The organism is Isoptericola sp. BMS4 (assembly GCF_011634835.1).
Classification (GTDB): Bacteria; Actinomycetota; Actinomycetes; order Actinomycetales; family Cellulomonadaceae; genus Isoptericola.
In genome coordinates, this window is the sequence record NZ_SIRP01000001.1 from 1464074 (window position 1) to 1488943 (window position 24870).

At 73.2% G+C, this 24870-nt stretch carries 15 protein-coding genes; 14 read left to right on the plus strand and 1 reads right to left on the minus strand.

The annotated features are described in order from the left end of the window. Positions 1-111: 111 nt before the first annotated feature. The 9 genes from EYB28_RS06580 to EYB28_RS06620 all read left to right on the plus strand — a co-directional run bounded on the left by EYB28_RS06580 (position 112) and on the right by EYB28_RS06620 (position 17862). Positions 112-1101, plus strand: coding sequence for a malate dehydrogenase (locus tag EYB28_RS06580; RefSeq protein WP_166845875.1), 990 nt, complete (start codon positions 112-114; stop codon positions 1099-1101). A gap of 139 nt (positions 1102-1240) precedes the next feature. After that, on the plus strand, positions 1241-4861 hold the full coding sequence (locus EYB28_RS06585; RefSeq protein WP_166845877.1) for an ABC transporter ATP-binding protein: 3621 nt from the start codon (positions 1241-1243) through the stop codon (positions 4859-4861). A gap of 357 nt (positions 4862-5218) precedes the next feature. Further along, positions 5219-5536, plus strand: coding sequence for a hypothetical protein (locus EYB28_RS06590; RefSeq protein WP_166845880.1), 318 nt, complete (start codon positions 5219-5221; stop codon positions 5534-5536). A 256-nt stretch (positions 5537-5792) separates the two neighbouring features. Next, complete coding sequence (pulA, locus tag EYB28_RS06595; RefSeq protein ID WP_166845882.1) at positions 5793-11348, plus strand: pullulanase-type alpha-1,6-glucosidase; 5556 nt, start codon at positions 5793-5795, stop codon at positions 11346-11348. A gap of 430 nt (positions 11349-11778) precedes the next feature. Continuing rightward, a complete protein-coding gene (gene chvE, locus EYB28_RS06600; RefSeq protein WP_166845884.1) occupies positions 11779-12939 on the plus strand; it encodes a multiple monosaccharide ABC transporter substrate-binding protein in 1161 nt (386 codons plus the stop codon). A gap of 160 nt (positions 12940-13099) precedes the next feature. Beyond that, positions 13100-14665 (plus strand): multiple monosaccharide ABC transporter ATP-binding protein, encoded by a 1566-nt coding sequence (gene mmsA / locus EYB28_RS06605; protein WP_166845886.1) that lies wholly within the window; start codon positions 13100-13102, stop codon positions 14663-14665. Then, the gene (gene mmsB, locus EYB28_RS06610; RefSeq protein WP_166845888.1) at positions 14662-15840 is read left to right on the plus strand and encodes a multiple monosaccharide ABC transporter permease; all 1179 of its coding nucleotides are present in this window, start codon (positions 14662-14664) and stop codon (positions 15838-15840) included. The genes mmsA and mmsB overlap by 4 nt, the downstream gene beginning before the upstream one ends. A 79-nt stretch (positions 15841-15919) precedes the next feature. After that, complete coding sequence (locus tag EYB28_RS06615) at positions 15920-17134, plus strand: ROK family transcriptional regulator (RefSeq protein WP_370459445.1); 1215 nt, start codon at positions 15920-15922, stop codon at positions 17132-17134. Beyond that, a complete protein-coding gene (locus tag EYB28_RS06620) occupies positions 17131-17862 on the plus strand; it encodes an ATP-binding cassette domain-containing protein (RefSeq protein WP_166845890.1) in 732 nt (243 codons plus the stop codon). The genes EYB28_RS06615 and EYB28_RS06620 overlap by 4 nt, the downstream gene beginning before the upstream one ends. An 83-nt stretch (positions 17863-17945) precedes the next feature. Here the strand turns inward: EYB28_RS06620 and purU are convergent, their stop codons facing one another. Continuing rightward, on the minus strand, positions 17946-18860 hold the full coding sequence (gene purU / locus EYB28_RS06625; protein WP_255461472.1) for a formyltetrahydrofolate deformylase: 915 nt from the start codon (positions 18858-18860) through the stop codon (positions 17946-17948). Positions 18861-18957: 97 nt separating this feature from the next. On the opposite strand from purU, the gene EYB28_RS06630 reads away from it, so the two are divergent. The 5 genes from EYB28_RS06630 to araA all read left to right on the plus strand — a co-directional run bounded on the left by EYB28_RS06630 (position 18958) and on the right by araA (position 24758). Beyond that, complete coding sequence (locus tag EYB28_RS06630; RefSeq protein ID WP_166845894.1) at positions 18958-19569, plus strand: GNAT family N-acetyltransferase; 612 nt, start codon at positions 18958-18960, stop codon at positions 19567-19569. Between the two features lie 49 nt (positions 19570-19618). Then, a complete protein-coding gene (locus tag EYB28_RS06635) occupies positions 19619-20647 on the plus strand; it encodes a LacI family DNA-binding transcriptional regulator (protein WP_166845896.1) in 1029 nt (342 codons plus the stop codon). A 215-nt stretch (positions 20648-20862) separates the two neighbouring features. Continuing rightward, entirely contained in the window at positions 20863-22488 is a 1626-nt protein-coding gene (locus EYB28_RS06640) for a xylulokinase (RefSeq protein ID WP_166845898.1), read from the plus strand. 26 nt (positions 22489-22514) lie between these two features. Beyond that, on the plus strand, positions 22515-23210 hold the full coding sequence (locus EYB28_RS06645; RefSeq protein ID WP_166845900.1) for an L-ribulose-5-phosphate 4-epimerase: 696 nt from the start codon (positions 22515-22517) through the stop codon (positions 23208-23210). A gap of 36 nt (positions 23211-23246) precedes the next feature. Then, positions 23247-24758 (plus strand): L-arabinose isomerase, encoded by a 1512-nt coding sequence (araA, locus tag EYB28_RS06650; RefSeq protein ID WP_166845902.1) that lies wholly within the window; start codon positions 23247-23249, stop codon positions 24756-24758. The last annotated feature ends 112 nt before the right edge of the window (positions 24759-24870 follow it).

The following is a 24870-nucleotide window of genomic DNA, read 5'->3' on the forward strand; positions in this document are numbered from 1 at the left end:
CGCACGCTACCGCGTGACCTGCCGGGTCGCGGGGCGTGGCGCGCGGTGGGGACGCGTCCCGTGCGCCGGGAACGGTCGACCCGGCGCCCGGGCTGGGCCACAGTAGGGGGCATGACGACCACACCTGTGCACATCACCGTCACCGGGGCCGCGGGGCAGATCGGGTACGCGCTGCTCTTCCGGATCGCGTCGGGCGCGATGCTCGGCCCCGACACCCCCGTGCGGCTCACGCTCCTGGAGATCCCGCAGGCGGTGAAGGCGGCCGAGGGCACCGCGATGGAGCTCGACGACTGCGCCTTCCCGCTGCTGGCGGGCGTCGACATCACCGACGACCTCGACCAGGGCTTCGCGGGCGCAAACGTCGCCCTGCTCGTCGGCGCGCGACCGCGCGGCGCGGGCATGGAGCGCGCCGACCTGCTGGAGGCCAACGGTGGCATCTTCGGCCCGCAGGGCCGCGCGATCAACGCGAACGCCGCCGACGACGTGCGCGTCCTCGTGGTCGGTAACCCGGCGAACACCAACGCGCTCATCGCGGCCTCGCACGCCCCGGACGTGCCCAAGGACCGGTTCACCGCCATGACCCGGCTCGACCACAACCGGGCCCTGTCGCAGGTGGCGAAGAAGGCCGACGTGCCCGTCGCCGACGTCCGGCGGCTCACCATCTGGGGCAACCACTCCGCCTCGCAGTACCCGGACGTCTTCCACGCCGACGTGGCGGGCAGCCCCGGCGGCACGCTCACCGCGGACACGGCCTGGCTCGCCGACGACTTCATCCCCACCGTCGCCAAGCGCGGCGCCGCGATCATCGACGCCCGCGGGGCGTCGTCGGCGGCGTCCGCGGCGAACGCCGCGATCGACCACGTACGCGACTGGACGCACGGCACGCCCGAGGGCGACTGGACGAGCGCCGGACTGTGGTCGACCGGCCAGTACGGCGTCCCCGAGGGCCTCGTGTCGTCGTTCCCCGTCACCTCCGACGGCGGCGCCTGGTCCGTCGTCGAGGGCCTCGAGATCGACGACTTCTCCCGCGCGCGGATCGACGCGAGCGTCGCCGAGCTCGTCGAGGAGCGCGAGGCGGTGCGGGCGCTGGGGCTCGTCTGACCCTGCTTTGCTGACGGCGGTCCGGGTCCCGGTCTCGGTCGCTGTCACGGGGCGCCATCCTCTGCACCGTCGCGTCGTCATGCGGGCCCCGGATAAAGAGGGGCGGACTGTCGGTGGGGGTGCATAGGGTCGTCGGGCCATGAACGACGCCCCCGCCGCTGAGCAGCCCCCTCGATCGCCCGACCCGACGACCGCCGACCCGTCCCGCCGGCTCGACTGGCGACGCCTGCGCGGGCCCGTCGCCGTCGTCGCGCTGCTCGCGCTCACCCTCGGGGCGGTCGGTGCCGCGCTCGGCACCGTCGTCGCGGGCCGGCTGGCCGACGACCCCACGGGCGCGCTGCTGATGCTGCTCGCCGCGTGCGTCGTCGGGGGCGCCCTGTTCGACACCGCCGGCCAGGTGGTGTGGGCGGGCGTCGTCGACCGGGCCGAGGGCCGGCTGCGCGGCGACCTGCTCACGGCGGCGCTGCGCCAGCCGCTCACCACCCTCACCGAGCAGGCGGTGGGGGAGGTCCTCGACCGCGTCGACGACGACACGCACGCCGTCGGCACCCTGGTGCGGCGCCAGCTCTGGGGCGCCGGCCGCACCGTCGTGGGCGTGGTGCCCATGTGGGTCGTGGCGGGTGTGACGTGGTGGCCCGCCTGGGTGCTGTTCCCGGTGCTCGCCGTCCTCGCGGGGCTCCTGGTCCGGCCCATGCTGGGGGAGATCGCGCGACGCAAGGTGATCGAGGAGATGGCCTGGACGGACCACGCCGCCGCGTTCGAGGAGTCGGTGGCCGCGCGCGACGACCTGCGCACGAGCCTCGGGCAGCCGTTCGCGATCCGGCGCCTCGCGCAGCGCTCGGCGCAGGTGCACCGCAAGTTCCTGGCCGTCGTGAGCGTCGAGTCGCGGATGCTGCGGCGTGCGGGACTCGTCCTCGCCGCCCTGCTCGCGGGTGTCGCGGTCGCCGGCGCCGCCGTGGCGGCAGAGGGCGGGATGCCCGTCGACCGGCTCGTGACGCTGTTCCTCGTCACGGCCATGTTCGTGGGGCAGGTCGACCAGCTCATCCACCACCTTCCCGACATCCAGGAGGGCCTCGGCGCCATCACCCGGATCCGTCAGATGCTGTCGGTCGAGCCGGAGCCCACCGGGGGCGACGCCGTCCCCGAGGCGCCCGTCGGGATCGACCTGCGCGACCTGCACTTCTCCTACGCGGAGGGCACGTTCGCGCTGCAGGGCGTGAACCTGCACGTCCCCGCCGGCGAGACGGTCGCGCTCGTCGGGCGCACCGGCTCCGGCAAGTCCACCCTGGCCTCCCTGCTCTCGCGGGCCGTCGAGCCCGAGCGCGGCTCGGTGTTCGTCGGCGGCGCCGACGTGCGTGACCTCGACCTGCAGCAGCTGCGGGCGGCCGTCGGCGTCGTCACCCAGCGCACCGAGATCCTCGCCGGGACCCTCGCGGAGAACATCGCGCTGTTCTCCGACGTGCCCCGCGAGGACGTCGAGGCCGCGGTGCGCGAGCTCCGCCTCGACGCGTGGGTGTCCGGGCTGCCGGCAGGGCTCGACACGCTGCTGGGCCCCGGCGGGACGACGCTGTCGGCGGGCGAGGAGCAGCTCGTGGCCTTCGCCCGGCTGCTCGTGCGCGACGTTCAGGTGGTGGTGCTCGACGAGGCCACCGCCCGCATGGACCCGCTGACGGAGCAGCGCGTCGTCGCCGCCTCCGAGCGGCTCCTCGCCGGGCGCACCGGCGTGCTCGTGGCGCACCGCCTCACGACCATCGAGCGTGCCGGCCTCGTCGCGGTGCTCGACCACGGCCGCGTCGTGCAGCAGGGCGTGCGCTCCCGCCTCGCGGAGGAGCCCGGCCCCTACCGGGACCTCCTGCGAGCCTCCGTCGCGCACGGCGGCACCGACGGCGTCCCGGCCTCGCGGGCGGCGACCGTCGAGGCCGGCGCGAGCGACGGTGGGGCCGGCGCCGTGGCGACCACCCTGCCGTCCCCGCCGCCGGCGGGAGAGTCCGCGGGGACGGCCTCGGACGGTACGCAGCACCACGCCGTCGGCGGCCACCGGCGCACCGGCGCGCCGCCCGAGCGCCCCGACCCGGGCGACGGACCCAGCCTGGCCCGGGGCGTGGTGCACGCCCTCGTCGTGCGGCCCGCGTGGGGCCTCGCCGGCGCGCTGCTGTTCCTCGCCGCCAGCCTCGTCGCCGCGCAGGGCGCGTTCACCGGCTTCCTCTGGGGGCACGCCGTCGAGGGCCTGGAGGCGGGCGGGTTCCCCACCGGGCTGCTCGTCGTGCTCGCGGTGCTGCTCCTCCTCGCTCCGCTGTGCCTCGCGTGGGCCCTGTACGTGTACCCGCGGTGGTGGGTCGAGGTGCTCCTGCGGGTCCGCATGGCGGTCATGACCGGGCAGACGCGCCAGCGCCGGCTGTCGTCCGCCCCTCCCGGCGAGATCGTGGCCCGGGCCATGGACTCCGACCGGTTCGTGCGCTACGCCGACCGGTGGGTGGACTTCGCCAACGGGATCGTGGTCTCCGGCGTCACCGCGCTGCTCAGCGGGTCGTGGCTGGCCGGGGCCGTGCTGCTCGCCGTGATGGTCGTGTCCGCGGCCGCGTCGGCCATCGGGCGGCCGATCGCCGGCCGCTCGGCGACGCGCTCCTCCGCGGCGCGGGCCCGCTTCGGGCGCGCCCTCGTCTCGGCGCTCGACTCGGCGCGCACCGTCAAGCTCGCCGCCCGCACCCCGCAGGTGCACGCCCACCTGCGCGACGTCGATGCCGGCCGCGTGCGCGCGGCGATCTTCGAGCACCGGGTGCAGGCTGCCCTCGACGGCGTGCCCATGATCATGGTGCAGCTCGGCGTCGTCGCCGCGTGGGCCGGCCTCCTCACCGGCACCTGGGGGCTGGCCACCGCGCTGCTCGTCGCGAACGCCGTCAACGGGTTCGGCTGGTTCGGCGTCGTCGCCGGGGCCGTCGTCACCGAGGCGCCCGGGACCCGGGCGTGGCAGCGCGCCACGAGCCGCTTCGCCGGCGGCACCGACCTCATGGACCTGCCGGAGGGCGTCGACCTGCTCACGGGCCAGGCGCCCGAGCCGGCGCCGGGAGAGCGCGAGCCGCTGGAGCGGCTGCGGCTCGACGGCGTCACGGCCGTGCACGACGACGGGACGATCGGCGTCTCCGACGTGGACCTCGAGGTGCGGCGCGGCGAGCTCGTGCTGCTGCTCGGCCAGGTCGGCTCCGGCAAGTCGAGCCTGCTCTCCGCCCTGGCGGGGCTCATGGAGCACACGGGGCGGATCCGCTGGAACGGCACCGACGTCGCCGACGCCGAGACGTACCTGCGGCCCGGCCGTGTGGCGCACATCCGCCAGGTCCCGCGGGTGCTCTCCGGCACGTTCGCGGAGAACATCCGGCTCGACCACGACCGCCAGGTGGACGCCCCCGTCGCCGCCGCACGCCTCACCCTCGACGTGCAGGATGCCGGCGGCCCCGACTCGCTCGTCGGCCACCGCGGGGTACGGCTGTCCGGCGGGCAGGTGCAACGCCTCGCGCTCGCGCGGGCCCTGGCCACCGACGCGGAGCTGCTGCTCGCGGACGACGTCTCCAGCGCGCTCGACGCCGCCACCGAGATCGAGCTGTGGGCGTCGCTGCGCGAGCGCGGCACCACGGTCGTCGGGTCCACGTCGAAGCACGCCGCGCTGTCGCGCGCCGACCGCGTGGTGGTCCTCGCCGACGGCGAGGTCGCCGACGTCGGCCCGTGGTCCGAGCTCGCGCCGCGGTGGGGGCACCTGGCGGGCTGACTCCCGCTCGGGTTGCGGTCGGGTGGTTGCGGCCGGCCGGGTGAGGGGAGGCCGCGTCGCGAGGCACGCCATCCGCCGCTCGTTCCTCGCGGCTCCCGCCAGGCCCGTCCAGCCTCTCGACACGGCCTCCCCTCGCCCGGCCTCGTCGAACTGGTCACGGCCGGCTCCCCGATCCTGCCGAGGGCCCTGGATCCCGGGATCCCCAAGGATCCGGTCGCGCAGTCGGTGGGCGCCAGGCGGAGCCTTGCCATGGCTCGCCCCTGCCGTGCCCGTCGGCGGGGGATCGCTCGGCTCGTGTGCCAGTCTGTGACCGACGTGCGCACCGGTGGTCTCCCGTTCGACCCGAAGGACTGAGCCGTGCCTGACCGACCCGAGATCGTCTGCCTCTGCGGCTCCGCCCGGTTCGCGGACGAGATGAGCGCGGTGAACCGTGACCTGGCCTTGGCGGGTGTCATCGTGGTCGCGCCGGCCGTCTTCCCGAGCGCCGACGACGCGAGCGGGCCGCTCACCGACGAGCAGAGGACTGCTCTGGGCTCCCTGCACCTGCGCAAGATCGACCTGGCCGACCGGGTCCTGGTGGTCAACCCCGGCGGGTACGTCGGGGAGTCCACGAGCAGGGAGATCGCCTACGCCCGGGCCACCGGCACGCCGGTCTCGTTCACCGATCCCGTCTGACCGGGCCGATCCGTCGTCGGCGCTGGCGTCGGGCCCGGCAGCGGGGCCCCACGCCTCGCTGCGGCGGCCGTGCTGTCCGATAACAGTCCGGCACGGGCGGGAGCGCGCACGCCTGCGGGTGCCGCCGGCGTCGCCGGCCTCCGTTCGATCCTCCCCGGCGCGGTGCGCCCGGTCGAACCCGTTGCTGCAAACTTGCAGCAACGGTACAGTCGCGGCTGGTCGCGACCGGCGCGACCGGACGACGAAGGAGTCCTCCATGCCACATCTCGACGGGCATCCCGACCGCCGGCGGAGCGGGAGCCGCGCCCGTACACGGCGCGCCGCCGCCTCGCTCACCGCCGTCGCGCTCGCCCTCCCCGCGGTCGCCGCCGGGCTGGGCGGCGTCTCGCTCCGCACGGCCCCGGCCGCCGCGGCGGCGGACCGCACCGCCACGCTCGTGGGCGACCTGCAGACCGAGCTCGGCTGCGCCGAGGACTGGGACCCCACCTGCGAGGCCACCACGCTGGCACCGGCGGGGGACGGCACGTTCACCTCGGAGCTCGACCTGCCCGCGGGCTCGTACGAGTACAAGGTCGCGCTCGACGGCGCGTGGGACGAGGCCTACGGCCGGGATGGCACGAACGAGAACGCGCCTCTGGTGCTCGGGGGCGACGCGCGGGTGCGCGTCACGTACGACGACGCCACGCACCGGATCGCGCTCACGCCGCTGGGGCTGGCGGGGGAGTACGACGACGCCGCGGACGCCGGCCTCGTCGTCCCGCCCGTGCGCCAGGCGGGCTCGGACGAGCGGTTCTACTTCGTCATGACGGACCGGTTCGCGAACGGCGACACGTCCAACGACACCGCGGGGCTCGGTGACGACCCGCTGGTCTCCGGGTTCGACCCCACGGACAAGGGCTTCTACCAAGGCGGTGACATCGCCGGCCTGCGGGACAAGCTCGACTACGTGGAGGGCCTGGGCACGACGGCGATCTGGCTCACGCCGTCGTTCATGAACCGTCCCGTGCAGGGCAGCGGCGACGACGTCTCGGCCGGGTACCACGGCTACTGGATCACGGACTTCACGCGGATCGACCCGCACCTGGGCACGAACGACGAGCTGCGCGCGCTGATCGACGACGCTCACGCGCGGGGCATCAAGGTCTACTTCGACATCATCACCAACCACACGGCGGACGTCATCGACTACGCCGAGGGCACCTACGACTACGTCGAGCAGGCCGACGCGCCGTACACCGACGCGGCCGGGAACGCCTTCGACCCCGCGGACCACGCCGGCACCGGCGACTTCCCCGAGCTCGACGCCGAGACGTCGTTCCCGTACACCCCGGTGATCGACCCCGCCGACGCAGACGTCAAGGTCCCCGCCTGGCTCAACGACCCGACGCTGTACCACAACCGGGGCAACTCGACCTGGACGGGGGAGTCGGTCACCTACGGCGACTTCTCCGGCCTCGACGACCTCATGACCGAGCACCCCACCGTCGTGGGCGGGTTCGTCGACGTCTACACCGACTGGATCGACCTCGGCATCGACGGCTTCCGCATCGACACCGTCAAGCACGTCGACCGGGAGTTCTGGGAGACCTGGTCGGCGGAGGTGATGGACTACGCCCACACCGCGGGCAAGGACGACTTCTTCATGTTCGGCGAGGTGTACGACGCCGACGCCGCCAAGACGTCCCCGTACGTGCGCGACACCGACATGAGCTCCGTGCTCGACTTCGCCTTCCAGGCCGGCGCCACGAGCTACGCCGGCGGCAACAGCGCGCAGGGTCTCGCGCGGCTCTTCGCGAGCGACGACCGGTACACGACGCCGGACACCTCCGCGTCCGCGCTGCCGACGTTCCTCGGCAACCACGACATGGGCCGCGTCGGCTACATGCTCGCCAGCACCGACGACCCGCTGGCGCGCGACGAGCTCGCCCACGAGCTCATGTACCTCACCCGCGGCCAGCCCGTCGTCTACTACGGCGACGAGCAGGGCTTCGCCGGCACCGGCGGCGACAAGGACGCCCGGCAGACGCTCTTCGCCACCCAGGTCGACGAGTACGCGAACCAGCCGCTCGTCACCGGCGAGACCGCGGGCAGCCAGGACCGCTACGCCACGGACGCGCCGCTGTACACGCACATCGCGGACCTGGCGGCGCTGCGCGAGGCGAATCCCGCGCTCGCCACCGGCGCCCAGATCGAGCGGTACGCCGACGACGGCGCGGGCATCTACGCCTTCAGCCGCGTCGACCGCGACGAGAAGGTCGAGCACCTCGTCGCCCTCAACAACGCGTCGCAGGCACGCGGGGCCACGTTCACGACCCTCACCCCGGGCGCCTCCTACGAGGTGCTGTACGGCGGCGGCGAGCCCGTGACGGCCGACGCCGAGGGCACCGTGACGCTGAGCGTCCCGGCGACCTCCGCCGTCGTGCTCCGCGCCGACCGCACCGTCGGCGCCGACACCGACGGCAGCATCGCCGTCGACGCCCCCGCCTCGGGCGCCGCCGTCACCGGCACCGCGCCCGTCGCCGCGTCCGTCGACGACGCCTGGGCGGAGACCTCCTTCGCCTGGCGCGAGGTCGGCACCGCCGACTGGCACGCCCTCGGCACCGCCGAGGACACCACGCCGCGCGTCTTCCACGACGTCGCCGGCCTGCCCGAGGGCACCCTCGTGGAGTACCGGGCCGTGACCGTCGACGCCGACGGCGACCGCGCCGCCGCCTCGACGTTCGCCTCCGTGGGCGTCGACGTCTCCGGCGTGCCCGGCGACGAGGAGCCCCAGGCCGACATCGACATGGTCACCGTGCCGGGCAACCACAACAGCGAGATGGGCTGCACCGGCGACTGGACGCCGGACTGCGAGGCAGCCCGCCTCACGCTCGGCGACGACGGCCTGTGGTCCGGCACCTTCGACCTCCCCGCCGGCGACTACGAGTACAAGGTCGCCGTCGGCGGGTCGTGGGACGTCAACTACGGCGTGGACGGCGAGCCCGGCGGCGCGAACCTGCAGTACACGCACGGCGGCGGCCCCGTCACCTTCACCTGGGACCCGGACACCCACGTGGTGACCTCGTCCGCCGGGGGAGGCGGCCTGCCCGGCACCGGGGACCAGGCGGTGCACTGGGTGCGCGAGGGACTGCTGCTCGCCCCCGGCGACCTGGGGGCGGGTGACTCGTGGACCCTCTGGACGGCGCCCGTCGGCGGACTCGAGGTGGTGGACGGCGAGGTCACGGGCCCGGACGGTACCCTGCCGGACGGCGCCGCCTCGTACGCGCTGGAGCCCGGCGGCGACGTGCCCGACGACGTGGCCGAGGACTTCCCGGCGTTCGCGGACCACGCCACGCTGGTGCCGACGTCGGGCGGGGAACCGCTGGACCGCGAGACGGTCGAGGGCCTGCTCACGGGCCAGCTCCTCGTGACGCGCACGGACGGCGACGCGCTCACCGCCGCGACGGGCGTGCAGCTCCCGGGCGTGCTCGACGACCTGTACGCCAAGGATGCCGCAGACCGTACGCTCGGCGTCACCGTGCACCCGAACCTGAAGTGGGCCTCGTTCGCGCTGTGGGCGCCGACGGCGCGCGACGTCGACCTGCTGGTCTGGCCCGAGGGCGCCGACCTGGCCGGCGACCCCGACACGTTCGCCATGGAGCGGCAGGACGACGGCGCGTGGACGCTCGACGGCAAGCGCGCCGCCAAGGACTACCCGTGGGACGGGGCCCGGTACCGGTACGCGGTCGAGGTGTACGTGCCGAGCACCGGCCAGGTCGAGACGAACGTCGTGACCGACCCCTACGCGGTGGCGCTGACGACCGACTCGACGCACGCCGTCGTCGTCTCCCTCGTCGACAAGCGGTACCGGCCGAAGGTGTGGCGCACCACGCCGCAGCCCGTCGTCGAGCGGCCCGTGGACCAGACGATCTACGAGCTGCACGTGCGGGACTTCTCGGTCGCGGACACCACCGTCCCCGAGGACGAGCGCGGTACGTACCTGGCGTTCGCCGAGGACGGCTCGGACGGCATGACGCACCTGCGCGAGCTCGCCGACGCGGGGATGACGACGGTGCACCTGCTGCCGACGTTCGACATCGCGACGGTCCCCGAGGACCCGGCCGACCAGGAGACGCCGGGCGACCTGTCCGGGTTCGCCCCGGACTCGGACGAACAGCAGGCGGCCGTGGCCGAGGTGCAGGGTTCCGACCCGTTCAACTGGGGCTACGACCCGTACCACTTCACGGTGCCGGAGGGCTCGTACGCCGTCGACCGCGACGGCGGCGCCCGCGTGGCCGAGTTCCGCACGATGGTGGGCTCGCTGCACGACGCCGGGCTCCAGGTCGTGCTCGACCAGGTGTTCAACCACACCGCCGCCAGCGGCCAGGACGCGAAGAGCGTGCTCGACCGCGTGGTGCCCGGCTACTACCACCGGCTGAACTCCACCACGGGCGCGGTGGAGACGAGCACGTGCTGCCAGAACGTCGCGACCGAGCACGCGATGGCGGGCAAGCTCATGGTCGACTCCGTGGTGACGTGGGCGCGGGACTACAAGGTCGACGGGTTCCGGTTCGACCTCATGGGTCACCACTCCCGGGAGAACATGGAGGCGGTGCGGGCCGCGCTCGACGGGCTGACCCTGGAGGACGACGGCGTCGACGGCTCGGCCGTCTACCTGTACGGCGAGGGCTGGAACTTCGGCGAGGTCGCGAACAACGCCCTGTTCACGCAGGCCACGCAGGGGCAGCTCGGCGGCACGGGCATCGGCACGTTCTCGGACCGGTTGCGTGACGCCGTGCACGGCGGGTCGCCCGTCGACGGCGCGTCCACGTTCACGCAGGGCTTCGGCACCGGGCTGTTCACCGACCCGAACGGCCGCGAGGCCTCGACCGGCGACCCCGGGTCGGTGAACGACGGCGGCGACGACGAGGCGGCCGACCTGGCCCACCAGACGGACCTGGTCCGCCTGGGTCTGGCAGGCAACCTGCGGGACTTCGCGTTCACCACCGCCGACGGCGAGGTCACGAAGGGCGAGGACCTCGACTACCGCGGCTCGCCCGCGGGGTACGCGGACTCCCCGGAGGAGGTCGTCACGTACGTCGACGCGCACGACAACGAGACCCTGTTCGACCTGCTGACGCTCAAGCTGCCGCAGGCCACGTCGATGGACGACAGGGTGCGGATGAACACGGTCTCGCTGGCGACGACGGCGCTCGCTCAGACGCCCTCGTTCTGGCACGCGGGCACCGACCTGCTGCGGTCGAAGTCGCTGGACCGCAACTCCTACGACTCGGGGGACTGGTTCAACGCGATCGACTGGTCGGGCCAGGACAACGGGTTCGGTCGCGGGCTGCCGATGGCCGCGGACAACGAGGACACGTGGCCGGTGATGGCGCCGCTGCTCGCGGACGCGGCGCTCACGCCCGCGCCGGGTGACATCGCGACGGCGTCCGAGCAGGCGCGCGACCTGCTCCTGCTGCGCGGGTCGACGGACCTGTTCCGCCTCGGGTCCGCGGACCTCGTCGCCGACAAGGTGTCGTTCCCGGTCTCCGGCCCGGACGCGACGCCGGGTGTGATCGCGATGTCGATCGACGACACGGCGGGGGACACCGACGTCGACCCGGACCTCGACGGCGTGCTCGCGGTCTTCAACGCCTCGCCCGAGGCGCAGACCGTGGACCTGCCGACGCTCGCCGGCCGCGAGTACGCGCTCTCGCCGGTCCAGGAGTCGGGACCCGACGACGTCGTCCGCGAGACCACGTGGGACACCGACGGCGGCGCCGTCACCGTCCCCGCGCGGACCGTCGCGGTGCTCGTCGACACGGCCGGCTGACGCCCGGCGCCCGCGTCCGAGGGCGAGGTCCCCGCGGGGGCCTCGCCCTCCGGTGTCCCGGGATCGGGGCGATGGGCAGTTTGGGTTCGGTGTGGGAGCGCTCACATCCTTGGAGTGTCTTCGGATCACGAACACGATGAACCGCCTGATCTGCCGGGCCTGCGGACGGCCAGGGCGCCCGGCGGCGCTCGGAGTCCTATGACCTGCGCCGTTGACATGTCGATGCGCCTGTCCTCACGGTGGCTGTCGGGGCATCGTGGCCGGATCGTTACGCGCGCAGCTTGCTCCGGCATTGACTTCGAGTCTCGAAGACAGCAAGGTGTACCGCGGTACCGGCTCCGAGCCGGCGCAACGGTCCAGCCCTCCGCGGGCGACGACGGTGACGATCGCCGCCGGGACCCTCGACGACGAGACGAGAAGGAGCGCGAGGATGCGACTCGCCAAGAAGATGAGCGTGCTGGCCGCGGGTGCGGCGCTGACGCTGGGCCTGGCCGCCTGCGGCGGCTCGGGCGCCGGGGCCGGCGGCGGTGCCGAGGGCGGCGGCGCGGGGAACGGCGACGACGAGGTCAAGGTGGGCGTCGCGATGCCGACCCAGACCTACGAGCGCTGGATCCAGGACGGCAACAACGTCAAGGAGGGCCTGGAGGAGCTCGGCTACGACGTCGACCTGCAGTTCGCCAACGACGACATCCCCACCCAGACCCAGCAGATCGACTCGATGATCACCGGCGGCGTGGACGCCCTCATCATCGCCTCGATCGACGGCACGGCCCTGACCAGCCAGCTCGACGCCGCGGCCGCCGCCAACATCCCGGTCATCGCGTACGACCGCCTCATCCGCGACAGCGAGAACGTCGACTTCTACGTGACGTTCGACAACTACGAGGTCGGCGTCGCGCAGGGCAACGCCCTGCTGCGCGGCCTCGGCGTGATCGACGCGGACGGCGAGAAGACCGGCGAGAAGGGCCCGTTCAACATCGAGCTGTTCGCCGGGTCGCCCGACGACAACAACGCCGGCTTCTTCTTCGACGGCGCGATGGACACCCTCAAGCCGTACCTCGACGACGGCACGCTGAAGGTGCCCTCCGGCCAGACGAAGTTCGGCCAGGTCGCGACCCAGCGCTGGGAGCAGGAGACCGCGCAGAAGCGCATGGAGAACCTGCTGACCTCGACCTACAACGGCGGCACGAAGCTCGACGGCGTCCTGGCCCCGGCCGACCCGCTGTCGCGCGGCATCATCACCGCCCTGCAGGGCGTGGGCATGGGCCCGACCATCGAGAAGGGCCTGCCCGTCGTCACCGGCCAGGACGCCGAGATCGACTCGATCAAGCTGATCAACGACGGTGTCCAGTCCTCGACGATCTTCAAGGACACCCGCAACCTCGCCGACGAGGCCGTGAAGGCCGCCCAGGCGTTCGTCGAGGGCGAGGAGCCCGACGCCAACGACACCGAGACGTACGACAACGGCGTCAAGGTCGTGCCGTCGCACCTGCTGCCCATCCAGACCGTGTTCAAGGAGGACATCAAGCCCGTCCTCGTCGACACGGACTACTACACGCAGGACGAGGTCGAGAAGGGCCAGACCGACTGACCTGCACCCACACGGACCGGCCCGCCCCGGGCCGCCACGACGGCGGCCGGGGGCGGGCCGGCCCGGGCCGCTCCCGGCGGGGCGGCCCGTACCCGAAGGAGGGACGAGGGCGCATGCACGCACCCCACGTCATCAGGCGCGCACCCGGGGCGGTCGGGCGATGAGCACCATTCTCGAGATGCGCTCCATCGTCAAGGAGTTCCCCGGCGTCAAGGCGCTGGACGGCGTCGACCTCGACGTCACCCGCGGCGAGATTCACGCGATCTGCGGCGAGAACGGCGCGGGCAAGTCGACGCTCATGAAGGTGCTGTCGGGCGTGTACCCCCACGGCACCTACGACGGCGAGATCGTCTACGACGGCGAGACCGCGGAGTTCGGCTCGATCACCGACTCCGAGCGGCGCGGCATCGTCATCATCCACCAGGAGCTCGCCCTGGTGCCGTACCTGTCCGTGGCCGAGAACATCTTCCTCGGCAACGAGCAGCGCGGGCGCACCGGGCTCATCGACTGGAACCGGGTGAACACGGAGGCCGCGCGGCTCATGGCGCGCGTCGGCCTCGACGAGAACCCGGTCACGCCCGTGAACCAGCTCGGCGTCGGCAAGCAGCAGCTCATCGAGATCGCCAAGGCGTTGTCCAAGGAGGTGCGGCTGCTCATCCTCGACGAGCCCACCGCCGCGCTCAACGACACCGACTCGGAGCACCTGCTGGACCTGCTGCGCCACCTCAAGGGCCAGGGCATCACCTCGATCATCATCTCCCACAAGCTCAACGAGATCGAGGAGATCGCGGACCGCACCACGGTCATCCGCGACGGGTCCACGATCGAGACGATCGACATGCGCGACGCCGGGTCCGGGGCCGTCCAGGACCGGATCATCCGCGGCATGGTGGGGCGCGACCTCGAGCACCGGTTCCCCGAGCGGACCAGTGTCGTCGGTGACGAGGTGCTGCGGGTAGAGGACTGGACCGTCTACCACCCCACGCAGGTGGGCCGGAAGGTCATCGAGAACGCCTCGTTCAACGTCCGCGCGGGCGAGGTCGTCGGCATCGCCGGCCTCATGGGCGCCGGGCGCACCGAGCTCGCCATGAGCATCTTCGGGCGGTCCTACGGGCGGAGTATCTCCGGCCGGCTGTACAAGGACGGCAAGGAGATCCAGGCGCGGACCGTCGCCGAGGCGATCGACCACCACATCGCCTACGCCACCGAGGACCGCAAGACGTACGGCCTCAACCTCATCGAGGACATCCGCTGGAACGTCTCCTCGGCCGGGCTGGGCAAGCTCGCCCCGCGCGGCTGGGTGAACGACAACGAGGAGATCCGCGTCGCCCAGGAGTACCGGTCCAGCCTGAACATCAAGGCGCCGGACGTGCTGTCGACCGTCGGCAAGCTCTCCGGCGGCAACCAGCAGAAGGTCGTGCTGTCCAAGTGGCTGTACACCGACCCCGACGTGCTCATCGTCGACGAGCCGACACGCGGCATCGACGTCGGCGCCAAGTACGAGATCTACACGATCATCAACAAGATGGTCGCGGCCGGCAAGGCGGTCGTGGTGATCTCGTCCGAGCTGCCGGAGCTGCTCGGCATCTGTGACCGCGTCTACACGCTGGCCTTCGGTCGCATCACGGGTGAGCTCCCCGTCGCCGAGGCGACGCAGGAGCGGCTCATGGAGCTCATGACCCTCGAACGCGACCAGCCCCTGCCCACGAAGGAAAACGTCTCATGAACGCCATCGCGTCAGCCCGGGACCTCATCACCCGGAACCTGCGCCAGAGCGGGATCCTGGTCGCGTTCGTCGCGATCGTCGCCGTGTTCGCCCTGCTCAACCCGATGTTCCTGTCGGCGACGAACCTCACGAACATCGTCCTGCAGTACACCTACATCCTCATCCTGGCGATCGGGATGGTGATGATCATCGTCGCCGGGCAGATCGACCTGTCCGTGGGCTCGGTGGTCGCCCTCACCGGGGCGGTGTCCGCCGTCGTGGTCGTGAAGAACGGCATGCCGTGGTGGGCGGGCGTGCTGGCCGCGCTCGTCGTCGGCCTCCTGGTCGGCGCCTGGCAGGGCTTCTGGGTCGCCTACGTCGGCATCCCCGGCTTCATCGTCACCCTGGCCGGCATGCTGCTGTTCCGCGGCCTCACGTACGTCGTGCTCGACAACATCTCGATCTCGCCGTTCGGCAAGCCGTACTACGACATCGCCAACGGCTTCCTCAACGGCCTGTTCGGCGGGTACGGGTACGACGTCTTCACCCTGGTGATCTTCGCGATCGGCGTGGTGGGCTACGCGGTGGCCCAGTGGCGCGGCCGCCAGAGCAAGATCTCCTACCACCAGTCCGTCGAGTCGATGCCCCTGTTCGTGGCCAAGCTCGTCGTGGTCGCCGCCGTCGTCATGTGGTTCGCGTACAAGCTCGCCACCTACCGTGGCCTGCCCGTCGTGCTGATCATCCTGGCGGTGCTGACCATCGGCTACACGCTCGTCACGCAGAAGTCCGTGTTCGGGCGGCACGTGTACGCCGTGGGCGGCAACCGGCACGCCGCCGAGCTGTCCGGCGTGAAGGTGCGGAAGGTCAACTTCTGGATCTTCGTCAACATGGGGCTGCTCGCCGCCGTCGCGGGCGTCGTCTACTCCTCGCGCATGAACGCCGCCCAGCCGGGTGCCGGCAACATGTTCGAGCTCGACGCCATCGCGGCCTGCTTCATCGGCGGTGCCTCGACGTCCGGCGGTGTCGGCCGTGTCGGCGGCGCGATCATCGGTGGCCTCATCATGGCGGTCATCTCGAACGGCATGCAGCTCATGGGCGTGTCGACCTCGATCCAGCCGATCGTCAAGGGCCTCGTGCTGCTGCTGGCCGTGGCCTTCGACATCTACAACCGGCGCCGGGCCGCGGCACTGCGCTGAGCGGACCGGGGGAGCGTGCGGCGCGCGGGACGGTGGGCGACCACCGGCCCGCGCGCCGTCGCACCATAGAATCCACGGCGTGAGAGGACGGGGACCGATGGCGGGCTCGCAGTCCTCGTTGCGCGAGGCGAACCGCGCCCGGGTGGTCGACGCCGTGAAGCGGCACGGGGGCCTCACCCAGGTGGAGCTCACCGGTGCGACGGGGCTGTCCCCGGCGACCGTCTCGACGATCGTCAAGGAGCTCGTCGCCGCGGAGCTCGTCGAGGTCCGCGGCACCGTGCGCTCCGGGCGCCGGGCCCAGCTCGTCACGCTCGCCCACCGGGTCGGGCTCGTGGCGGGCGTCGTCGTCGGCGGCCGCGACCTGCGGGTCGCCGTGGCCGACGTCTCGCACGAGGTGCTCGCCGAGCAGACGATGCCGCTGCCCGCCGAGCACCGCGCCGACACCAGCCTGGACCGCGCCGCCCTGCTGGTCGTGGACCTGCTCGACCGGGTCGGCGCCGACCTGTCCGAGCTGCTCGGCCTCGGCGTCGCCCTGCCCGCGCCCGTGGACGCGTCCTCGGGCGAGGTCACCGTCCGCGGGATCCTGCGCGGGTGGGACGGCGTGCCGGTCGCGCAGGTGCTGTCGAAGCGGCTGGCCCGCCCGGTGTTCGTGGACAACGACGCCAACCTGGGCGCGCTCGCCGAGAGCACCACCGGCGCCGCCCGCGACGTCCACGACGCGATCTACGTGCGTGCCGGCCACGGCGTCGGCGCCGGCATCGTGCTCGGCGGGCGGGTGCACCGGGGCGTGGCGGGCACCGCCGGGGAGATCGGGCACGTGCAGGTCGACCCCGCGGGGCGGATCTGCTCCTGCGGCAGCCGCGGCTGCCTCGACACCGTCGTCGGGGACGAGGCGCTGCTGGAGCCGCTGCGCACCAGCCACGGCCACCTGACGCTGCGCGACGTCGTGCGGTTGGCGGGCGAGGACGACCCGGGGTGTCGCGAGATCGTGGCCGACGCCGCTACGGTGGTCGGCGGCGTGCTGGCGGGGCTGGCGACGTCGTTCAACCCGCAGCTCGTCGTCGTCGGCGGCGCGCTGGCCTCCACGGGGGACGTGTTCCTGGCGCCGCTGCGCGAGGTGCTGCGACGCCGCACCGTGCTGCAGCAGGTCGCCGCGCCGCTGGAGGTGGTCCCCGCCGTGCACGGCACGCGCGCCGAGCTCGAGGGGGCGCTGGCGCTCGCGCTGCAGCACACCGACGTGTTCGAGACGAGAGACGACGCCGAGCCGGGACGGTTCGAGAAGGGAGAGCGGTGAACGGGCGCACGCCCCTGCTCTCGCTGCGCGAGGTGAGCCGGTTCTTCGGTGCCGTGGAGGCGCTGGTCGACGTCGACCTCGACGTGCACGCCCACGAGGTCGTGGCGCTCGTCGGGGACAACGGCGCGGGCAAGTCGACGCTGGCCCAGATCGTCGCGGGCGTCCTGACGCCCAGCTCCGGCCAGCTCGAGATCGACGGGGAGCCCGTGACGATCTCCTCGCCCTCGGCCGCGAACCGGCTGGGCGTGGCGAGCGTCTTCCAGGACCTCGCGGTGGCGGAGAACCTCGACGTGACCGCGAACGTGTACCTCGGCCAGGAGCTGAGCAGGCGCGGCTTCCTGCGCGAGGGCGAGATGGAGGAGACGACGCGGGACCTCCTGCGCCACCTCACCGTGCGGATCCCGTCCGTGCGCACGCCGCTCAGCCAGCTCTCCGCCGGTCAGCGGCAGGCCGTCGCCATCGCGCGCACCCTCATCGGCTCACCGCGGATCGTCGTGCTGGACGAGCCGACGGCGGCGCTGTCGGTGGCGCAGACGGCGGAGGTCCTCACGCACATCCAGAAGCTGCGCGACCTCGGGCTCGGCGTGATCCTCATCAGCCACAACCTCAACGACGTGCGCGCCGTCGCCGACCGCGTCGAGGTGCTGCGGCACGGGCGCAACAACGGCTCGTTCGCCGCGACCGCCAGCCACGAGGAGATCCTCGCCGCGATCACCGGCGCCCCGTGATCTGTTGTGGGTACGAGACACGCCGACGTGAGCGGGGCGATCTCGGCGTGTCTCGTACCCACAGCGCCGACCGGGTGCCGGGTTCAGCGGAAGACGACGGTGCGACGCCCGTCAAGGAGCACGCGGTGCTCGGCGTGCCAGCGCACCGCGCGCGCCAGCGTGCGGCGCTCGACGTCCTCGCCGAGGGCGACGAGGTCGGCGACGTGGTGCGCGTGGTCGACGCGCTCGACGTCCTGCTCGATGATCGGGCCCTCGTCCAGGTCGCCGGTGACGTAGTGCGAGGTGGCGCCGATGAGCTTGACCCCGCGGTCGTGGGCCTGCGCGTAGGGCCGCGCGCCCTTGAACGACGGCAGGAACGAGTGGTGGATGTTGATGACGCGCCCGGCCAGGTCGCGGCACAGGTCGTCCGAGAGGATCTGCATGTACCGGGCGAGCACCACGAGCTCGACGTCCAGGCCGGCGACGAGCTCGCGCAGCCGGGCCTCGGCCTCCGGCTTGGTGTCGCGGGTGACCGGCACGTGGTGGAACGGCTTGCCGTAGAACGCGGCGATGTCGGCGAGGTCGGGGTGGTTGCCCACCACGCCGACGACGTCGACGGGCATGCCCTGCGACCGCTCGCGGTACAGCAGGTCCTGCAGGCAGTGCGCGGCCCGGCTGACCAGGACGAGGGTGCGCATCCGGCGGCCCACCCGGTCGAGGTCCCACGTCATGCCGTAGCGCTCGGCGACGGGCCGCAGAGCGGCCTCGAGGCGGGCGCGGCCGGCCTCGGCGGCCACCTGCACCCGCATGAAGAACAGGCCCGAGGCCGGGTCGCCGAACTGCTGCGACTCGGTGATGTTCCCGTCCAGGCCGGCCAGCACGCCGGCGACGGCGTGCACGATGCCGGGGCGGTCGGGGCAGGACAGCGTGAGGACCCACTCGGTCGGCCCGGCCGCCCCGGTCGTCGAGGGCGGGCCGTCGGGGGCGTGCGCGTCGGGTGAGGGCGGGGTCGTCGTCACGTGCCCATTGTGGGCACGCGCGGGGCCGTCCGCCCCGGGCGTCCGCCACGTGGCCGGGGTTCGCGCGGACCGGGCGACATTCTGCGACGATAGCCCCATGAGCGACGCATCCGGCACCGACGCCACGGGTCCCGCGGAGGCGACCACCGAGTCGACGGACCAGTCCGACCTGACGACGCGGGTCGCCCTGGTCGACGACGCGCACGCGGGCGAGCTGCTCACGCTGCGGCGCGCGGCGTTCGTCAGCGAGGCCCAGCTCTACGACGACCCGCACATCCCGCCGCTGACGCAGACCCTGCACGAGCTGCGCGACGACATGGCCCGCGACGACGTCGTGACGGTCGGCGCGTGGGAGGGGCACCGGCTGGTGGGCTCGCTGCGCCTGGAGATCGAGGGTGGCAAGGCCACGCTGGGGCGCCTCGCGGTGGCGCCCGACCAGGAGGGCCGGGGCATCGGCACGTCGCTGATGTTCGCGATCCTCAACTACCTGCCGGAGCAGGTCACGGAGATCTGGGCGTTCACCGGCAAGGACTCGAAGAAGAACCTGGCCATGTACACCAAGCACGGGTACGAGGAGCAGTACGACCGTGCGGCGGGCAAGCTGACGCTCACGTACCTGCGGCGCGTGCTCGGCGAGGTCGACGCGCGGGGCGGGGCCTCGCACGGCGACCCCGCGGCGTCGGTGCCGGCCGGCGACGACGCGCGCTGAGGTGACGTCAGGACGGGCGGGGGGCGGCGCGCGCGGACGGCGCCCGTCGATGGCGGACGTCGCCGCGGTGGCGGGCGTCTCCCACCAGACGGTGTCGCGCGTGCTCAACGACCACCCGAGCGTCCGCGGGGAGACGCGCGAGCGGGTGCTGGCCGCGATCGCGACCCTCGGGTACCGCCGCAACAGCGCGGCGCGGGCGCTGGCGACGGCGCGCTCGGCGACGCTGGGCGTGGTGACGACGGGGTCGCCGCTGTTCGGCCCGAGCAGCACGCTCATCGCCATCGAGGGCGCGGCCCGCGACCAGGGCTACTACGTGTCGGTCGCGACGCTGCGCCGCTACGACGCGGACGCGATGCACGACGCGCTCGAGCACTTCATGGACCAGGGCGTCGAGGCGATCGTGGTGATCGCGCCGCAGCTGGACGTCGCTGCGGCGGTCGAGTCGTTCCGCGCCCCGGTCCCGGTCCTGGTCGTGGCGGCGCTGGAGGACCTGCCGGCGGACGCGGGCACGACGCCGTCGGGCCCGACGACGCTCTCGCTCGCGGTGGACCAGCGTGCGGGTGCGCGCACGGCGACCGAGCACCTGCTCGACCTGGGGCACCGCGACGTGCTGCACGTGGCGGGGCCCTCGGACTGGTTCGACGCGCTGGAGCGCGAGGCGGGGTGGCGCGAGGCGCTGACGGCGCGCGGCGTCGTCCCGGCGAGGCCGCGCCGGTGCTCCTGGTCCGCGGGCGACGGGTACGCCGCGGGCCGGGACCTGGCCGAGGCCGTGGCCGCGGGGGAGGGGCCGACGGCGGTGCTCGCCGGCAACGACCAGCTCGCCCTGGGACTGCTGCGCGCGTTCTGGGAGCGCGGGCTGTCGGTGCCCGACGACGTCTCGGTGGTCGGGTTCGACGACGTCGCCGGGTCGGCCTACTTCGTGCCGCCGCTGACCACCGTGCGGCAGCCGTTCGACGCGCTGGGCCGCCGGAGCGTCGCCATGGTGGTGGGCGCGCTGGCGGGGCAGCGGGTGCCGACCGAGCGCATCGCGCCGGAGCTCGTCGTGCGCTCGAGCACGGCCGCCCCGCCGGTGCACTGACGTCGCGACTCGCCCGCCCGCCGCACCCACGTTTCGTTCGGCGGGTGGGTCGAGTTGGGTGCCACACCGTGTGAGCGCTAACATCGGACGACGTCCGTACCATCGGGCACGCGCGGCCACTCCGGCGGCGCAGCCGGCGGCGGGTAGCCAGCGCCGCCCGGCGGACGAGACGGTCACGACACGCCCCGGCCACGCCGGGAGAGGACGGAGCAACGATGGTGCAGCAGGGCGCGCAGCCGGGCGACGCGACCGACGCCCGGGCGGCGATCGCGGCGGGGGACACGACGCTGGGCATCGAGCTCGGCTCCACCAACATCAAGGCCAGCCTGATCGGGCCGGACCACACCCCGCTGGCCAGCGGGTCCTCCGCCTGGGAGAACGAGCTCTCCGGCGGCCTGTGGACGTACTCCCTGGACGCGGTGTGGGACGGGCTGCGGGCCTGCTTCGCCGCGCTGGTCGACGACGCCGAGCGGCGCCACGGCGTCCGCCCCACCACGTTCGGGGCGATCGGCGTGTCGGCCATGATGCACGGCTACCTCGCGTTCGACGCCGACGGGGAGCTGCTGGTGCCGTTCCGCACCTGGCGCAACACCAACACCGGCCCCGCCGCGGCCGAGCTCACGGAGCTCTTCGGGTACAATGTCCCGCTGCGCTGGTCCATCGCGCACCTGTACCAGGCGATCCTCGACGACGAGCCGCACGTGCCGCAGGTCGCCTCCTTCACCACCCTGGCCGGCTACGTGCACCGGGCCCTGACCGGCCGCCACGTGCTCGGCGTCGGCGACGCCTCCGGCATGTTCCCCATCGACCCGGCCACCCGCGACTACGACCAGCGGATGCTCGGCCAGTTCCGGCACCTCGTCGCCGCCAAGCGCCCGGGCCTGCAGGTCGAGGGCCTGCTGCCGCAGGTGCTGCCCGCCGGCGCGGACGCCGGCCGGCTCACCGAGGCAGGCGCGGCGCTGCTCGACCCGACCGGCACCCTGCAGGCCGGGACCCCGCTGTGCCCGCCCGAGGGCGACGCCGGCACCGGGATGGTCGCGACCAACTCCGTGGCCCGCCGCACCGGGAACATCAGCGCGGGGACCTCGATCTTCGCGATGGTCGTGCTGGAGAAGCCGCTCGCGAGCGTGCACCACGAGCTCGACCTCGTGACCACCCCCGCCGGAGACCTCGTCGCGATGGTGCACTGCAACAACGGCGCGAGCGAGCTCGACGCCTGGGCCGGCGTGTTCGGCGAGCTCGCGGCCGCCCTCGGCCACGAGGGCTCCGCGGACGACGTCTTCGGTGCCCTGTTCGCGGCCGCGCTCGACGGTGAGCCGGACGGCGGCGGCCTCCTGGCGTACAACTACCTGGCCGGCGAGCCGATCACCGGGCTCGACGAGGGCCGCCCCCTCCTCGTGCGCACCCCCGACAGCCGGCTGACGCTCGCCAACCTGATGCGCACCCAGATCTACGGCGCGTTCGGCACGCTCGCGCTCGGCATGAAGGTCCTCCACGGCGAGGGCGTCGCCATCGACACGATGTTCGCCCACGGCGGCATGTTCCGCACCGCCGGCGTGGCGCAGCACCTGCTCGCCGCCGCCGTCGACGCGCCGGTCGCCGTCGGGCGCACGGCGTCCGAGGGCGGCGCCTGGGGCATCGCGGTGCTCGCCGCCTTCGCCCGCGCCGCCGCCGAGCATCCCGGCCTCGCCCTGGACGACTACCTCACCGACCGGGTGTTCGCCGACGCGGAGCTCGACGTCGCCCAGCCGGACCCGGCCGACGCCGCCGGCTTCGCCAACTACCTCGAGCGCTACGGCGCCGGCCTCGCCGTCGAGCGCGCGGCGGCCGACGCCCTGTGACCCGCCACCACCTCCCAGGAGAACCGATGAGCACCACCCAGGTCCCCGCCTCCCTGCGCGCGGCGGTCGACGCCGCCAAGGAGCGCGTCGCCGCCCTGCACGCCGAGCTGCCCCGCTGGGAGCTCGTCGTCTGGACCGCCGGCAACGTCTCCGAGCGGGTGAGCAACCCCGACGGCGAGGACCTGCTGGTCATCAAGCCGTCCGGCGTCGCCTACGACGACATCACGCCCGGGTCGATGGTCGTGTGCGACCTGGACGCGAACCTCGTCGAGGGCGACCGGTCGCCGTCGTCGGACACCGCCGCGCACGCCTACGTCTACCGCCACATGCCCGAGGTGGGCGGCGTCGTGCACACCCACTCCACCTACGCGACGGCGTGGGCCGCGCGAGGCGAGGCGATCCCCTGCGTGCTGACGATGATGGCCGACGAGTTCGGCGGCCCGATCCCCGTCGGCCCCTTCGCGATCATCGGCGACGACTCGATCGGCCGCGGCATCGTCGAGACGCTCAGCTCCTCGCGCAGCCCCGCGGTGCTCATGCAGAACCACGGACCCTTCACGATCGGCTCCGACGCCCGCGCCGCCGTCAAGGCCGCCGTGATGGCCGAGGAGGTCGCGCGCACGGTGCACGTCTCGCGCCAGCTCGGCGAGCCCCTGCCGATCGCCAGCGAGCACGTGGACTCGCTGTACGCGCGCTACCAGAACGTCTACGGCCAGCACTGAGCCGGCGCCCGACCCCCGAGCACCCGAGAGGACACCATGAGCAAGCCGTACGCCGACCGCGAGGTCTGGTTCTTCACCGGCAGCCAGGACCTGTACGGTCCCGAGACGCTGGAGCAGGTCGCCGAGCAGTCCCGAGAGGTCGCCCGCACGCTCGACGCGTCCGCCGACGTGCCCGTGCGGGTGGTGTGGAAGCCGGTGCTCAAGGACGCGGGCGCGATCCGCCGCGCCATGCTCGACGCGAACGCCGACGACCGGGTGCTCGGCGTCATCACCTGGATGCACACGTTCAGCCCGGCCAAGATGTGGATCTCCGGCCTGGACGCCCTGCGCAAGCCGCTGCTGCACCTGCACACGCAGGCCAACGTCGAACTGCCGTGGGCGGACATCGACATGGACTTCATGAACCTCAACCAGGCGGCGCACGGCGACCGCGAGTACGCCTACCTGGCCACGCGCCTCGGCGTCGCGCGCACCACCGTCGTCGGGCACGTCTCCAACCCGGCCGTGACGCGGCGCGTCGGCACCTGGGTGCGCGGTGCCGCCGGCTGGGCCGCGACCCACGAGCTGACGCTCGTGCGCTTCGGCGACAACATGCGCAACGTCGCCGTCACCGAGGGGGACAAGACGGAGGCGGAGCTGCGGTTCGGCGTCTCGGTCAACACCTGGGGCGTGAACGACCTGGTCGCGGCCGTGGAGGCCGTGGACGAGGCCGCCGTGGACGCGCTCGTCGCGGAGTACGAGGACCTGTACGACGTCGCCCCCGAGCTGCGCGCCGGGGCCGAGCGGCACGAGTCGCTGCGCTACGCCGCGCGCCAGGAGATCGCCATGGAGGCGTTCCTCGTCGAGCGGGGCGCCAAGGCCTTCACCACGAACTTCGAGGACCTCGGCGGACTGCGACAGCTCCCCGGGCTCGCCGTGCAGCGGCTCATGGGAAAGGGCTACGGCTTCGGGGCCGAGGGCGACTGGAAGACCGCCGTCCTCGTGCGCGCCGCGAAGGTCATGGGGGAGGGGCTGCCCGGCGGCGCCTCGCTCATGGAGGACTACACCTACGACCTCACCCCGGGGTCGGAGCTCATCCTCGGCGCCCACATGCTCGAGATCTGCCCCTCGCTGACGACGTCGACGCCCCGCGTGGAGATCCACCCGCTCGGCATCGGCGACCGCGAGGACCCGGTGCGCATGGTCTTCGACGCCGACGCCACCCCCGGCGCCGTCGTCGTGTCCCTGGCGGACATGCGCGACCGCTTCCGCCTCACCGCGAACGTCGTCGACGTCGTGCCGCCCACGCACGAGCTGCCGAAGCTGCCGGTGGCGCGGGCCGTCTGGTCCCCGCGACCGGACTTCACCACCTCGGCCGAGGCCTGGCTGACCGCCGGCGGGGCGCACCACACCGTGATGTCCACGGCGGCGGGCGTGGAGGCGTTCGAGGTCTTCGCGAACATCGCGCGCACCGAGCTGCTCGTCATCGACGAGGACACCACGCGCCGCGGCTTCGCGGACCAGGTGCGGTGGAATCAGGTGTACTACCGCGTGGCGCAGGGCCTGTGAGCCCGGTCGTCTGAGCCGTCAGGCTCTCGTGCCGGAATGCGCCCACGAGAGCCTGACGACTCGCGGCGGCGGTAGGCTGGCGTCGCCTGCCGCCGGCCGGCAGCCCGGCGCA

Bases quoted from the DNA above. Each gene is read 5' to 3' on its own strand.
- pulA (WP_166845882.1), top strand. From the start codon at position 5,793: ATGCCACATCTCGACGGGCATCCCGACCGCCGGCGGAGCGGGAGCCGC.
- EYB28_RS06580 (WP_166845875.1), top strand. From the start codon at position 112: ATGACGACCACACCTGTGCACATCACCGTCACCGGGGCCGCGGGGCAG.
- araA (WP_166845902.1), top strand. From the start codon at position 23,247: ATGAGCAAGCCGTACGCCGACCGCGAGGTCTGGTTCTTCACCGGCAGC.
- EYB28_RS06585 (WP_166845877.1), top strand. From the start codon at position 1,241: ATGAACGACGCCCCCGCCGCTGAGCAGCCCCCTCGATCGCCCGACCCG.
- mmsB (WP_166845888.1), top strand. From the start codon at position 14,662: ATGAACGCCATCGCGTCAGCCCGGGACCTCATCACCCGGAACCTGCGC.
- EYB28_RS06645 (WP_166845900.1), top strand. From the start codon at position 22,515: ATGAGCACCACCCAGGTCCCCGCCTCCCTGCGCGCGGCGGTCGACGCC.
- mmsA (WP_166845886.1), top strand. From the start codon at position 13,100: ATGAGCACCATTCTCGAGATGCGCTCCATCGTCAAGGAGTTCCCCGGC.
- EYB28_RS06630 (WP_166845894.1), top strand. From the start codon at position 18,958: ATGAGCGACGCATCCGGCACCGACGCCACGGGTCCCGCGGAGGCGACC.
- chvE (WP_166845884.1), top strand. From the start codon at position 11,779: ATGCGACTCGCCAAGAAGATGAGCGTGCTGGCCGCGGGTGCGGCGCTG.
- EYB28_RS06640 (WP_166845898.1), top strand. From the start codon at position 20,863: ATGGTGCAGCAGGGCGCGCAGCCGGGCGACGCGACCGACGCCCGGGCG.
- EYB28_RS06635 (WP_166845896.1), top strand. From the start codon at position 19,619: ATGGCGGACGTCGCCGCGGTGGCGGGCGTCTCCCACCAGACGGTGTCG.